The organism is Comamonas trifloxystrobinivorans, assembly GCF_043359985.1.
Lineage (GTDB): Bacteria > Pseudomonadota > Gammaproteobacteria > Burkholderiales > Burkholderiaceae_C > Comamonas > Comamonas trifloxystrobinivorans.
In genome coordinates, this window is record NZ_JBHZGV010000004.1 from 85,008 (window position 1) to 98,355 (window position 13,348).

General features: G+C 61.2%; 13 protein-coding genes. 8 read left to right on the forward strand and 5 right to left on the reverse strand.

Annotation, left to right across the window (positions count from 1 at the left end):
- Positions 1 to 91: 91 nt before the first annotated feature.
- Together ACFIQF_RS05245 and aptA are read right to left on the reverse strand one after the other, a co-directional pair.
- Positions 92 to 1,609 (reverse strand): CoA-acylating methylmalonate-semialdehyde dehydrogenase, encoded by a 1,518-nt coding sequence (locus tag ACFIQF_RS05245; protein ID WP_393940819.1) that lies wholly within the window; start codon positions 1,607 to 1,609, stop codon positions 92 to 94.
- 78 nt (positions 1,610 to 1,687) lie between these two features.
- Positions 1,688 to 3,049, reverse strand: coding sequence for an omega-aminotransferase AptA (gene aptA / locus ACFIQF_RS05250; RefSeq protein ID WP_393940820.1), 1,362 nt, complete (start codon positions 3,047 to 3,049; stop codon positions 1,688 to 1,690).
- Between the two features lie 234 nt (positions 3,050 to 3,283).
- Between aptA and ACFIQF_RS05255 the strand changes: the two genes are divergently transcribed.
- From ACFIQF_RS05255 to ACFIQF_RS05290, 8 genes are all read left to right on the forward strand, one after another.
- Positions 3,284 to 3,766, forward strand: a complete 483-nt coding sequence (locus ACFIQF_RS05255; protein ID WP_393940821.1) for a nuclear transport factor 2 family protein — start codon at positions 3,284 to 3,286, stop codon at positions 3,764 to 3,766.
- Between the two features lie 103 nt (positions 3,767 to 3,869).
- Positions 3,870 to 5,474 (forward strand): alkaline phosphatase D family protein, encoded by a 1,605-nt coding sequence (locus ACFIQF_RS05260; protein WP_393940822.1) that lies wholly within the window; start codon positions 3,870 to 3,872, stop codon positions 5,472 to 5,474.
- A 164-nt stretch (positions 5,475 to 5,638) separates the two neighbouring features.
- Positions 5,639 to 6,031, forward strand: a complete 393-nt coding sequence (locus ACFIQF_RS05265; RefSeq protein ID WP_393940824.1) for a DUF4087 domain-containing protein — start codon at positions 5,639 to 5,641, stop codon at positions 6,029 to 6,031.
- A 96-nt stretch (positions 6,032 to 6,127) separates the two neighbouring features.
- Positions 6,128 to 7,609, forward strand: a complete 1,482-nt coding sequence (locus ACFIQF_RS05270; RefSeq protein WP_393940825.1) for a flavin-containing monooxygenase — start codon at positions 6,128 to 6,130, stop codon at positions 7,607 to 7,609.
- A gap of 53 nt (positions 7,610 to 7,662) precedes the next feature.
- A complete protein-coding gene (locus ACFIQF_RS05275) occupies positions 7,663 to 8,601 on the forward strand; it encodes an alpha/beta hydrolase (RefSeq protein ID WP_393940827.1) in 939 nt (312 codons plus the stop codon).
- Between the two features lie 46 nt (positions 8,602 to 8,647).
- The gene (locus ACFIQF_RS05280) at positions 8,648 to 9,115 is read left to right on the forward strand and encodes an SRPBCC family protein (protein WP_393940829.1); all 468 of its coding nucleotides are present in this window, start codon (positions 8,648 to 8,650) and stop codon (positions 9,113 to 9,115) included.
- A 32-nt stretch (positions 9,116 to 9,147) separates the two neighbouring features.
- Positions 9,148 to 9,756: a hypothetical protein gene (locus tag ACFIQF_RS05285; protein ID WP_393940831.1), complete on the forward strand. Its 609-nt coding sequence runs from the start codon at positions 9,148 to 9,150 to the stop codon at positions 9,754 to 9,756.
- Between the two features lie 130 nt (positions 9,757 to 9,886).
- Positions 9,887 to 10,288 carry a VOC family protein gene (locus tag ACFIQF_RS05290; protein ID WP_393940832.1) on the forward strand — a complete coding sequence of 134 codons (402 nt, stop codon included), beginning with the start codon at positions 9,887 to 9,889 and terminating at the stop codon, positions 10,286 to 10,288.
- Between the two features lie 88 nt (positions 10,289 to 10,376).
- Here the strand turns inward: ACFIQF_RS05290 and ACFIQF_RS05295 are convergent, their stop codons facing one another.
- From ACFIQF_RS05295 to ACFIQF_RS05305, 3 genes are read right to left on the reverse strand one after another with little or no spacing between them, the layout of a single operon-like run.
- Positions 10,377 to 11,150, reverse strand: a complete 774-nt coding sequence (locus ACFIQF_RS05295; RefSeq protein WP_393940834.1) for a class II aldolase/adducin family protein — start codon at positions 11,148 to 11,150, stop codon at positions 10,377 to 10,379.
- Between the two features lie 39 nt (positions 11,151 to 11,189).
- Positions 11,190 to 12,212 carry a TauD/TfdA family dioxygenase gene (locus ACFIQF_RS05300; protein ID WP_393940835.1) on the reverse strand — a complete coding sequence of 341 codons (1,023 nt, stop codon included), beginning with the start codon at positions 12,210 to 12,212 and terminating at the stop codon, positions 11,190 to 11,192.
- A gap of 29 nt (positions 12,213 to 12,241) precedes the next feature.
- Positions 12,242 to 13,213 (reverse strand): Bug family tripartite tricarboxylate transporter substrate binding protein, encoded by a 972-nt coding sequence (locus tag ACFIQF_RS05305; RefSeq protein WP_393940837.1) that lies wholly within the window; start codon positions 13,211 to 13,213, stop codon positions 12,242 to 12,244.
- Positions 13,214 to 13,348 lie beyond the last annotated feature (135 nt).

Consider the following 13,348-nt stretch of genomic DNA (forward strand, 5'->3'; position numbering starts at 1 on the left):
TTTTGCGTCGCAGCTTGCAGTCGCACCCAACAAAACCCCGCCGAAGCGGGGTCTGCGCCAAGTCAGCATGCGCCCAGGCGCATGACAACCATTAGCGGCTGCTAGGAAAGCTGAATACCGCCCCCTCACGCACGCCGGCGCTGGGCCAGCGTTGGGTGATGGTTTTGCGCTTGGTGTAGAAGCGCACGGCGTCCGGGCCGTAGGCGTGCAGGTCGCCGAACAGGCTGCGCTTCCAGCCGCCGAACGAGTGGTAAGCCACCGGCACGGGCAGCGGCACGTTCACGCCCACCATGCCCACCAGAATGTGGTCGGTGAAGTAGCGGGCAGCTTCGCCATCACGGGTGAAGATGCAGGTGCCGTTGCCGTATTCGTGGTCGTTGATCAGCTGCATGGCTTCTTCCAGCGTTTTGACGCGCACCACCCCCAGGACCGGGCCAAAAATTTCTTCTTGGTAGATCTTCATGCCGGGTTGCACGTTGTCAAACAGGCAGGCGCCCAGGAAATAGCCTTCCTCATGGCCGGCCACCTTCACACCGCGGCCATCCACCACCAAGGTCGCGCCTTCGGCCACGCCGCTGTCCACATAGGCTTTCACTTTTTCGAAATGGGGCTTGGTCACCAGCGGGCCCATGTCGTTGCTGTTGTCGGTGCCGGGGCCCACTTTCATCTTGGCGATTTCGGTCTTCAGGCCGGCGATCACCGCGTCGCCCACGGCATCGCCCACCGCCACCAGCAGTGGAATGGCCATGCAGCGCTCGCCGCACGAACCATAAGCAGCGCCCATCAAGGCCGCCACAGCGTTGTCCACATCCGCATCGGGCATCAGCACAGCGTGGTTCTTGGCGCCGCCCAGGGCTTGCACGCGCTTGCCGTGCTTGCAGCCTTCGGCATAGATGTACTCGGCAATCGGGGTCGATCCCACAAAGCTCACGGCCTTCACGCGCGGGTCTTGCAGCAAGGTGTCGACCGACTCCTTGTCGCCGTTGACCACGTTCAGCACGCCGGGGGGCAGGCCCGCTTCCAGCGCCAGTTGGGCGATGAACAACGTGCTGCTGGGGTCACGCTCTGACGGCTTGAGCACAAAGGTGTTGCCGCAGGCCACGGCCATGGGCCACATCCACAGCGGCACCATCGCGGGAAAGTTGAACGGCGTGATGCCAGCGGTGACGCCCAGCGCCTGGAACTCGCTCCAGCTGTCGATATTGGGGCCCACGTTGCGACTGTGTTCGCCCTTGAGCAGCTCGGGCGCGTAGCTGGCATATTCCACGTTTTCAATGCCACGCTGCAGCTCGCCGTGCGCGTCAGCCAGCACCTTGCCGTGCTCGGCGGTGATGAGGGCGGCAATCTTGTCGGCGTTTTCTTCCAGCAAGACTTTGAGCTTGCTCATTACGCGGGCACGCTTGAGCGGCGGCGTGTTGCGCCAGGCGGGGAAAGCCTTTTCAGCCGATGCAATGGCTGCTTCCACCGTGGCTTTGCTGGCCAGCTCCACGCTCAGCGTCGATTGGCCAGTGGCGGGGTTGAACACCGGCTGCGTGCGGGCACCGTCGTGCACGATCTGGCCGTCGATCAAATGGCCAACGGTGGCGGTCACGTTCTTGTCGTGGTTCATGTCAGTCTCTCTTGGATGCAAATCAAAAACGCTGCTGGCGCGCCTCTTGCGCGCCAGCAGCCAGGGTTTCAACAGGTTTTACTTGGTTTCGGCCAGCGCGTCGCCCAAGGCGTTGATCAGGCGGTCGATCTCGGCCTTTTCGCTGATAAAGGGCGGCGCCAGCTGGATGGTGTCACCGCCGTAGCGCACGTAGAAACCTTTTTCCCAGCACTTCATGGCAATCTCGTACGGGCGCTTGGCCGGCTCGCCTGGCACGGGTGCAATGGTGAAGCCTGCGGCCAGGCCGTAGTTGCGAATGTCGAGCACATGCTTGGCACCCTTCAAGCTGTGCACGGCTTGCTCAAAGTAAGGCGCCAGCGCTTTTACGCGGCCGGGCATGTCTTCTTTTTCCAGGATATCCATCACCGCCAAACCTGCGGCGCAAGCCACAGGGTGGGCCGAGTAGGTGTAGCCGTGGGCGAACTCCAGCATGTACTCGGGGCCACCGGCTGCCATGAAGGTGTCGTAGATGTCCTTGGTGGCCACGCAGCCGCCCAGCGGTTGCGCGCCATTGGTCACCTGCTTGGCGAAGTTCAGGATATCGGGCACCACGCCAAAGGCATCCGAGCCCGTCCAGGCGCCGCAGCGGCCAAAGCCGGTGATAACCTCGTCAAAAATCAACAGAATATTGTTTTGCGTGCAGATCTCGCGGATGCGCTCCAGGTAGCCCTTGGGCGGAATCACCACGCCGGCCGAGCCCGAGAACGGCTCCACAATCACCGCCGCGATGTTGCTGGCGTCGTGCAGCGCAATCACGTCGAGCAGCTTGTCGGCCAGCGCGCGGCCGCCTTCATCGGCCATGCCTTTTTGGAAGGTGCCTGCCGGTGGCTGGGTGTGGGGAATGTGGTCGGCCGCAATGCCTTGGCCGTACATCTTGCGGTTGCCGCCAATGCCGCCCACCGAGATGCCGCCAAAGTTCACGCCGTGGTAGCCCTTCTCACGGCCGATCAGCACGGTTTTGCTGGCCTGGCCTTTGAGGCGCCAGTAAGCGCGCGCCATCTTCAGCGAGGTGTCGGCCGCCTCCGAGCCCGAGCCGGTGAAGAACACGTAATCCAGGCCCGCTGGCGTGTGCTCCTTGATCTTGTTGGCCAGCGCAAAAGAGCTGGGGTGGCCAAACTGGAAGGCAGGCGCGTAATCCAGCTGCAGCGCGGCCTTGCCAATGGCCTCGGCCACTTCCTTGCGGCCATGGCCGATGCCCGAGCACCACAGGCCCGAGAGGCCGTCAAAAATCTTGCGGCCTTCGCCGTCGGTGTAATAGGCGCCCTGGCCGCCCACGATCATGCGCGGGTTGGCCTTGAAGTTGCGGTTGCCGGTGAAAGGCATCCAGTGCGCTTCCAGCCAGGCGGCATCGGTGCGCAGTGCTGCGCTGGCGTTCTTGTCGTCGATCTGCACAAAGCTCATGGTTTCCTCCTTGGAACGGCATCGCTGCCCCGGGTTGATCAGCCATTGTGGGCGGGTTTTTTTCTTATTCAAATATTGACATATCAAAGCTCACTTGCGGTTTTCAGCAAGTAATGCCAGCGACAAGCCTGCTTGTGCAAATGGCCGCTTCTTGCGCCAACCCCCTGGCCTGGGGCGCAGCTTGCGGCTAGCCTCGGCGCAGCCATCTCTCCACTCGTTCAGGAAAGCCCCAACATGTCTCTCGTTTCTCCCCTGCGCGCCCTCGGCAGCGCACTGCTGATTGCCTCGGTCATGGGCTGTTCTGCCAAGCTGAGCGAGGCCGATGTCGAACAGGCGCTGGCCCAGATCGACCAGGCCATCCAGCAACAAGACCTGGACGCGCTCGACAAGCTGCTTGCCCCGCAGGTAAAGATCACCATCGACATGAGCGCGGCTGCCAACGTCCCGCCGCAAACGCTGGGCAAAGAGGAGTACCTGACGGCCTTGCGCGTGAGCTGGGCCGCCACCGGCAACAGCTACAGCCACCAGCGCAGCAACACCCGCATCAGCCTCACGCCCAACGGCAAGGGCGCCACCGCCAGCGCCACCGTTCACGAGAGCATGCAGCTGCAAGGCGTCAGCATGACGAGCGTGAGCGACCAGTTCTCCACCTTTGCGCTGAGCGACGGCAAGCTCAAACTCACCCAGTCGAGCGGCCGCGTGCTATCTATCGAATAGCACCTTAAACCCGGCCAGCCTATGCTGGCGGCCAAGCAAGCTTCATCAGCTTGTCACAGCGGCGCTCTATGGTGGTGCGGGTCACACAAGCCATAACACCAGCATGCAACACCACGATTCCTTGCCGCGCCGCCGCTTTTTGCTGGCCTCTTCTGCCGTTGCCGGCACCGGCCTGCTTCCCGCCATCTTGCGCGCCCAGACGGCGCCTGCCGCCATTACCGGCGACGCCGCCCGCCCGTTGCTGGCCGGCTTGCAAAGCGGCGATGTGCTGGCCAACAGCGCCATCGTCTGGGCCCGCGCCAGCCGCGAGGCCCGCATGCGCGTGGAATGGTCGACCACCAGCAACTTTGCCCAAAGCCACTGGGTGCGTGGCCCCGATCTGCTGCCCGATACCGACGGCACCGGCCGTGTCGATCTGCAAGGCCTGCCCGCCGGGCAGGACATTTTCTACCGCGTGCTGCTCGACGACCTGGCCAGCGCCAACACGCGCACGCCCGCCGTGCAAGGCCATTTCCGCACGCCGCTGGCCGCCCAAGGCCCGGCCACGCGCCCATTCCGCCTGGTGTGGAGCGGCGATACGGTAGGCCAGGGCTACGGCATCAACGAAGCCATTGGCGGCATGCGCATCTACGACGAAATGCGCAAAACCAACCCCGATGTGTTCTTGCACAGCGGCGACACCATCTACGCCGATGGCCCGATTCCTGAAACCATCGCCCTCCCCGATGGCAACACCTGGAAAAACATCGTCACGCCGCAAGTCGCCAAAGTGGCCGAAACCCTGGACGAATACCGTGGCCGTTACCGCTACAACCTGCTCGATCGCAACGTGCAAGCGCTGGGCAGCGAGGTGGCGCAGATCTGGCAGTGGGACGACCACGAGGTCACCAACAACTATTCGGACAGCAAAAGCGTCGCCAACGACCCGCGCTACACCGACAAGAACGTGCAGTTGCTCACTGCCCGTGGCCGCCGCGCCTTTTTTGAATACGCGCCGTTGCGCCCCTATGGCGCGGCCGAGCAGCAGCGCCTGTACCGCCACCTGCCGCAAGGCCCGCTGGCCGATATTTTTGTCATCGACATGCGCAGCTACCGCGGACCCAACAGCTACAACCTGCAAACCAGCGAAAGCGCCGAGACGGATTTTCTCGGCCGCCCGCAGCTCGAATGGCTGCTGGCCGGCCTCAAAGCCAGCCAGGCCACCTGGAAGCTGATTGCCGCCGACATGCCGATCGGCCTGTTCGTGCCCGATGGCAAAGACGCCGCAGGCCGCAGCCTCTGGGAAGCCGTGGCCAATGGCGAGCACGGCGTGCCCAAAGGGCGCGAGCTGGAGATGGCGCGCCTGCTGCAAGGCATCAAGCAAGCGGGCATCAAAAACGTGGTCTGGCTGACCGCCGACGTGCACTACACCGCCGCCCACCATTACAGCCCCGAGCGCGCGCAGTTCCAGGACTTTGACCCGTTCTGGGAATTTGTCTCCGGCCCGCTGAACGCCGGCGGCTTTGGCCCCAACGAGGCCGACAAGACCTTTGGCCTCGACGTGGTCTTCCACAAAGCACCGCCCCAGGCCAATTCGGCGCCCAGCGAGGGTTACCAGTTCTTCGGCCAGCTCGACATCGACCACCGCAGCCAGGCGCTGACCGTGGTGCTCAAAGACCTGAAAGGTGCCTCGCTCTACAGCAAAACGCTGGAGCCGCAGCGGGCCTGAGGCACGGCGGGCGACGCTGACCGCTGTCGCCTGCAAGCCGCAGTGACACCACCGAACTGCGGCTTGCCATTGACCCAAATCAAGCAATCCACAAGCTCGCTCCGCAAGCGCTGCGCCTTGGTCTAGTCTGTGCTGCCTCAAACTTTGCGCACTTTTCCACCGCCATGGCCACCATTTTTCGCCCCGCACTTAACTCTGCCTTCCTGCTCGCCGCGCTGCTGCACAACGCCCACGCCGGCCCCAGCGCGCCGCAGCCTTTCAAGCTCTGCGGCTGGGTCAGCAACCCGGCACCGGCCGAGGTCAGCCTGATCCAGCCCGGCAGCACCTGGCACATCAGCCAGCCCGGCCACACCCAGGCCAACGGCGACTGGACCGGCGTGCGCGGCGCCGAATGGGTAGGCCAGCCCAACGGCCTGGGCCACGGCTGCGGCTGCATGCGCGTGGTGGCCGATGCGGGCGAGCACCGCATCAGCCGCATTCTCAGCGCCCAACCACAAGCCCGCGCCTGGTGCACAAAAAACGCCAAGCTCCGTGATCTGGAGCCAAAGCCGCGCTGATACGGCAGCCCCGGCGGGCACCCAGTCACTCAAACGACATCGCACGCGCCATGCACTTCCTATCCTGAGCGGAAACCCCTGAACAGGAGACAGACTATGGCAACTGCACAGCGCGCAGCCGAGCACCTCGATGTGCTCATCATCGGAGCCGGCGTATCAGGCATCGGTTCGGCCTACCACCTGCAGCAACAGCACCCAGAGCGCAGCTTTGCGGTGCTGGAGCGCAACCCCGAACACGGCGGCACCTGGTGGACGCACCGCTACCCGGGCGCCCGCTCGGACAGCGATCTGTTCACCTACGGCTACCGCTTCAAGCCTTGGCGCGGTGCATCCATTGCTTCGGCGCAAGAGATCCGCAAGTACCTGACCGACGTGATCGAAGAGAACAATCTGGCGCAGTACATCCGCTACCGGCACCAGATGGTGGCCGCCAACTGGTGCAGCACCGAGCAGCACTGGCAAGTGACCGTGCAGCAGCTGGACAGCGGCGCAGAAATCACCATCACCTGCCAGTTTCTCTGGCTCTGCCAAGGCTATTACGACCACGACAAACCCTATATGCCCAGCTGGCCGGGCATGGACGCTTTCCAGGGCCGCATCGTGCACCCGCAGCACTGGCCGCAAGACCTGGATTACCGCGACAAGCGCGTCGTAGTCATCGGCTCAGGCGCCACCGCCGCCACGCTGATACCGGCGATGGCGCCTGATGCCGCACATGTCACCATGCTGCAGCGCTCGCCCACCTTTTTTCTCTCGCGCCCCAAACGCCACCCGCTCGAAGAGCCGCTGCGCGAGCTGAACATTCCCGACGAATGGGTGCACGAAATACTGCGCCGCGCCCATATTGCGCAATCCACCAAAGTCGCGCACATGGGCGCCGAAGACCCCGAGGCGCTGCGCAAGCGCCTGCTCGACGATATCCGCGCCCGCCTGCCCGAAGGCTTTGAGGTAGAGAAGCACTTCAACCCCGGCTACCGCCCTTGGCAGCAGCGCATTGCGGTAGTGCCCGATGGCGACATGTTCGAAGCCATCAGCAGCGGCAAAGCCTCGGTGGTGACCGATGGCATCGAGCGCTTCGACGCCCAGGGCATTGTCCTGCAATCGGGCGAGCGCATCGACGCCGACATCATCGTCAGCGCCACCGGCTTCAACCTCAAGCTGTTCGACGATGTGCCCTTCAGCGTCGACGGCGAAAGCGTCGACTTCAGCCAGCGCGTGCCCTACCGCGGCGTCATGATCAACGGCCTGCCCAACATGGCCTACGTCATGGGCTACTTCCGCTTTGGCTGGACCTTGCGCGTCGAGCTGGTGAGCGACTGGGTCTGCCGCATGCTCAGCCACCTGGACGCCACGGGCAAACGCTCGGTCACCGCCAGCTTGCGCCCGCAAGACGCCGACATGGTGCTGCAACCCTGGTGCGATGCCAGCAACTTCAACCCCGGCTACATCACCCGCTCGCAACACCGCATGCACAGCAGCGGCGACCGCGAACCCTGGACGCACCTGCACGATTACGACCACGACCGCGACACCCTGCCGCAGGCCAGCCTGCAAGAAGACGTGCTGGTCTACCGCTGACAGCGCACACCCGCTCTCAGCCGCCACAACGCAACGTCCAAGAAAGGAACACCATGCCTCTCGAAACCGGAATCGCCACCCTGGTGCAAATGGTCAAAGACCTCAACGCCAAACCGCGCTGGGAAGGCACGCCCCAGGAAGGGCGCGAAAGCTACCTCGCCTTCACCTACGGCACGCGCACGCCCGACCAGATCGTGCCCGTGGCCCATGTGCTCGACCTCAGCATTCCCGGCCCGGCCGGCCCGTTGGCCGCCCGCATGTACACGCCTGAAGGCAACGGCCCCTTCCCCACCGTGGTGTACTTTCACGGCGGCGGCTGGGTCATCGGCGACCTGAACACGCACGACAACATGTGCCGCTCCGTCTGCAAAGGCAGCGAAGCCATAGTCATCTCGGTGGACTACCGCCTGGCCCCGGAGCACCGCTTTCCGGCCGCCGTGGAAGACGCCGTGGCCGCCACGCAATGGGTGCAATCGCAGGCCAGCCAGCTCGGCGGCAACGGCGTGGTGGGCATTGCCGGCGACAGCGCTGGCGGCAACCTCTCTGCCGTGGTCTGCCAGGTGCTGCGCGGCCAAAGCCCGGCGCTCAAAGCGCAGTTTCTGATCTACCCCGCTGTCGACCATTTGCAAGCCGGCCACGCCTCCATCGAAGAAAACGCCACCGGCTACCTGCTCGAAAAGCGCAGCATGGAATGGTTCTACCAGCACTATGTGGGCGACTACAGCAGCACCAGCGATGCGCGCCTGTTTCCGCTGCAAGCACCCGACCTGAGCGGCCTGCCGCCAGCGCTCATCATCACCGCCGAATACGACCCGCTGCGCGACGAAGGTGAAGCCTATGGCCGCGCACTGCAGGCTGCCGGCGTGCCCGTCGACATGCAGCGCTACAACGGCATGATCCACGCCTTCTTCGACATGGGCCGCTGGTCGACCGGCGCGCAACAAGCCATCGACGAAAGCACCGCCGCCTTTGGCCGCATGCTGCGCGCCTGAGAGCGCACCACGTTCTAAACTGTGGCAACCCACTCCAGGAGTTGCCATGGCCGAGCACCCCAACCCATTGCTGCAAGCACCCAGCGTGCGCGCCGAAATGCTGATCCGCCGCCCTGCAGCGCAGGTCTACCAGGCGTTCGTCGATCCCGCTATCACCACGCGCTTCTGGTTCTCGCGCGCCAGCGGCCCACTGCAAATGGGCAGCACCGTCACCTGGTACTGGGACCAATATGGTGTCTCCGCCCCCGCGCAAGTCGATGCCCTGCAAGCCAACCGCCTCATCCGCCTGCGCTGGCCTTTGCCGGTGGAATGGCAGTTTGACGACCTCGGCGACAACACCACCATGACCACCATCAACGCCAGCGGCTTCCGCCCCGACGATGATGGCGTGGCCCAGGCCATCGACAACATGGGCGGTTTCATGCTGGTACTCGCCGGCTGCAAAGCCTGGCTAGAACACGGCATCGCGCTCCACCTGGTCAGCGACAAGGCGCCTTATGCGCATGTGCGCTAGCGTAAAAACACCACTACGAGGGGAAAATTTGAATGTCTGAATTTCATTGTGGCCGCTTTGCCCGAACGGTCATAGTGGCTGGTTTGATGGGCAGCGCGCTTGCTCACACCAGCATCACTTATGCCCAAGACCTGCGAAACAAGGTATTTCCAGCAGCAGCCAGCACAGCCGTCTCACCAGTGATTGACCTGCAGAAAAAGACGATTTTCGGCACACCGCTGGGTACGACCGAAGACCAGTTCATCGCCCGCCATGGCCCCGCTATCGGCTACGTACGACTCAGCCCTGGCAAGTCGCTGATGTTGTATGGCAATACCGTGGGTTTCTTATTTGACGGCGGCAAGCTCGCTGGCGTGCGCCTTTCCTCCATGCTGATGGATTGGCGGGTGGCACAAGAGCTCAGCCTGCGAACACCATTTCAGGACATGGAATGGCAGCTGGGCAATGGGCTGCGCGAAGACATGCTGATGGACGAGGTCAAACGCATCCTTGGCAAGCAGTTACAAACCGGCCGCTACAACTCTCTCTACTATGTAGACAACGGCTTGCGCGTCGATTTCGACATTGCCACTTCGCAGAGAATGCTGAACGGCGTCGCCCAAGATGGAGAACAACGCCTGAGCGGCATTTTTATCCACTGACAAGCCTGGGTCGCTACCCCGTTCGCCGAGCGCCGCGACCCGCTGGCTGCAGAATCCGCCATTCGCTCACATATCCACGCAGCAGCGGATCATTGGAAGTTATCGTTATAAACCAAGCCACACAGCCATCATGACCACCCATTGCCCAGTGACGGTTGACGCGCTCGACCACCTCGTTCTCACCGTACGCAGCATTCCCGACAGCATCGCGTTTTACCAGCGCGTGCTGGGCATGGGTGCGCAAGAGTTCAAACCCGGCCGGTTTGCACTGCACTTTGGCCAGCAGAAAATCAACCTGCACGAAGTGGGCACCGTGGTCGACCCGAATGTGAAGCACGCCACGCCGGGGTCAGCCGATCTGTGCTTTCGCACCCTGGTACCGCTGGCCGACGTGGTGGCGCATTTGCAGCGCCAGCAAGTGGCCATCGTGCAAGGGCCGGTGCGAGCAACCGGCGCCCGCGCCATGCTGCAGTCGCTGTACTTTTACGACCCGGACGAGAACCTGATTGAAGTGTCCAACGAAGCGGGCTGAGCCTGCTGACAATTGCAGAGCGCGAATGTGATTCTGAACTGGCTGCTAATACAACTGCCAACAGCATGCGCCTCGGCCTGCGCCCTCATCAGCACTCATAGTCAGAGATACCACGAGCCGACAACAGTCTGAGCATGGCGGGCCACGCGGTATCACCTATATACCGACCTGTGGGGCGCAAAGTGCGTGCCGTTTGTGCACGTAACTCTGGCGAAGGTAAAACCAGGTCTGTTGTCATAGCCATGGCATCCACTTGCGCCTTGCAAGCCATCTCCAGCCAATAGCATCGATTGAATGCCTCTGGAACCGAGGGCCCCACAACCAGCATTCCATGGTTACGAAGAATCAGCACTTCGTTATCACCCAGATCGCGCTGCAACCGCACCTGCTCATCCAGGTTGAGAGCCGGTCCTTCATAGTCGTGATAACCCACATGCCCATCAAAGCGCATGGCAGACTGCGTCAACGGCAGCAAGCCATCAGCGATTGCCGAAACAGCCATTCCAGCTCGGGTGTGGGTATGAATGACACAGCCCACATCATCCCGCTTTTGGTGTACGGCAGTATGGATGATGGAGCCAGCCGGATTAAAGGTGTAGCCATGCTCGTTCTCCGGCTCAAGCACAGCGTTGCCTTGAAGATCGATTGTCACCAGATTTGATGCAGTCACCTCGCTGTACAGATAGCCGTACGCGTTAATAAGAAGCAAATCTGTTTCTGGGATGCGCGCGGATATATGGTTGTATACCAAATCGGTCATTCCATAGACATCCATGAGTCGATAGCACGCGGCCAGTTCAACACGCAAAGACCATTCACTGTCCGACACCACTTTCTTAACTTGCAATGCGGGAATTTTCATCAGAGTTGCTCCTTCCACTCAGCTACTGCACCGATACGCTTAATCGAGCAGAGCAACCTGCACATCCCGGCTTCCCTCGTAGGGATTACGACCATGCCAGGTCTGCAAGTTGTCCAAGACCATGACGTCGCCATCCAACCACTTCCAAGCGCGTGTATTGGCCAGAAAATAGCGGTCAAACTCCTGCACCTCTTCGGGCGACAAAGACTCTCCATTGCCCAACCAGGTTCCCGTAGGGTGCTCTTGGCTTTCGCGGATCTTGCGTACCAATTCCGGATCCAAGCCCTTGCTGTGCGAGTCAGCGGTGTAGGAATGCAGGTTGGATCGGTAGAGCTTTTCACCTGTCTGCGGATGCACGGCAAATGCAGGCGTCCGATTAATAACCGTCAAGCTGCCGTCAGCGTTCCATATCGGCTGCAGGCCCTTTTTCTCGCAAACGCTCTCGACATCTGCACGGCTATCCGTCTCGAAAGCCAGATTCCACCCTCGTAGATCCATATGCGCTACGCTGGCCTCCAAATCTTCCGTGCGTGGCGCATAGTTACGGACGGTCATCACGCCATGACGCTCCAGCTTTTGGCTCAGCTCCAAGGGCAGACTGGCAGGAAGGCCGCGCACATCGGCAATGATAGTTTCGCCCCCGACTTCAGCTGTTTTCTTGCTGAAAAAAGCGATTCGCGCAGGAAAGTCACGCAGGTAGGCCATCTCTGAATGCAGACGCAGCAGCACGGCGTGATCTATACGCGTGGCTTCCATTACTTTTCCAGCCAGATGTTTGCGTGGCGCCACGCCACCTTTGTAGTCGCCTTGGTAGCTGGGAAACAAGTCGATGACTGCATTGAAGTGCTGTGTTTCCTGTATGGGGAAACCTCTGAAAATGATTCCTCCATATTCAACAATCAATGCATCAATGGCAGACCGGTGCTTTTCCACCCAAGCCAGAAAAGCGTCCAACTCGCCCAGCTCTCCTGGTTGAGGCTCTACAAACAACGGTGGCCCACCACTTTCGTGCATGCTGCAATGTACCAATGGCCCCAGCTGAGAAATATTTACTGCTTTCACTTTGCGTCTCCTTCAATGCTTCGCTGCAATTACTTTGTCTCCGTCAGATTTCCAAACTTCAGGACATAGGATTGCCAATCCGCGAACTCCTTTTTCAACCCCTCTTGCGCCACTTCCGGCGTTGAGCTGCCTATCTTGACCCCCAGCGATTTCGAAGACTCTTGGGTCTTCGGCGAGTCAATCGCTGATCGCAACGCTACAGAGAGCTTCTGAGTAATTTCCGGTGGAGTATTGCTGCGGACCAAATAACTCATCCCGGACATGCGGTCCAACCCCTCCAGGCCCAGTTCGTGAAAAGTTGGCACCTGCGGCAACGAGGACCAGCGATTGAGGCCCGACACAGCCACGACCCAGGCTCCCCCTGCTTCAACGGCCTTCTGAGCACCAGAGACACTCACAAAACCTGAGCTGACATGGCCGCCGAGGATGTAAGTGATCATCTGCCCCTCACCGCCCACCGGGACATGCACCATAGGAGCATGGGCAGCCGCTTTGAACTGCTCGCCAAAATAGTGCGTAGAGCTGCCTTGTCCGTGAGAGGCAAAACTCAGCTTTTCATTGGCGCGGGCCTCATTGATGAAGCCGCTAAAGTCACGCGCTCGGGTTTTCGCACTGGCTACCAAGACTACGGGGGTGGAAAATACTTCCGTAACCGCAGTAAATTCCTTCAGTGTTTTGTAGCCAGCGTTGTCGCGCAGAAGCTCTGCTGAAATCATGGTTGCAGGAGACTGCATCAGTATGGTGTGACCATCCGCAGGCTGTCGAGCCACGTAGCTCGTTCCAATCTGTCCCCCTGCACCAGGGCGGTTTTCCACAATGACAGGTTTCCCCCATTTGGCGCTGAGCTGATCGGCTACAGCTCGGGACACCAAGTCACCGCTTCCACCAGCGGCAAAGGGAACAATGATGGTTACCGTCTTATCGGGGAAAGCATGGCAGGTCGCAGCTGCCAGCAATGCACCCAGCAAGACCGTCTGACGAGGAAATGGAATGAGATTCATACTTTTCCTTGGTAGAGCAAAGGTTGTAAACACAGCAAGGCACAAGACAAGCGCCTTGCAGCGCGGAAGCAGTCAAAAAGCTGTCGTAAATATTGCGCTTCTCAAACAAAAGTCAGCCCGACATCTGCGCCCCTG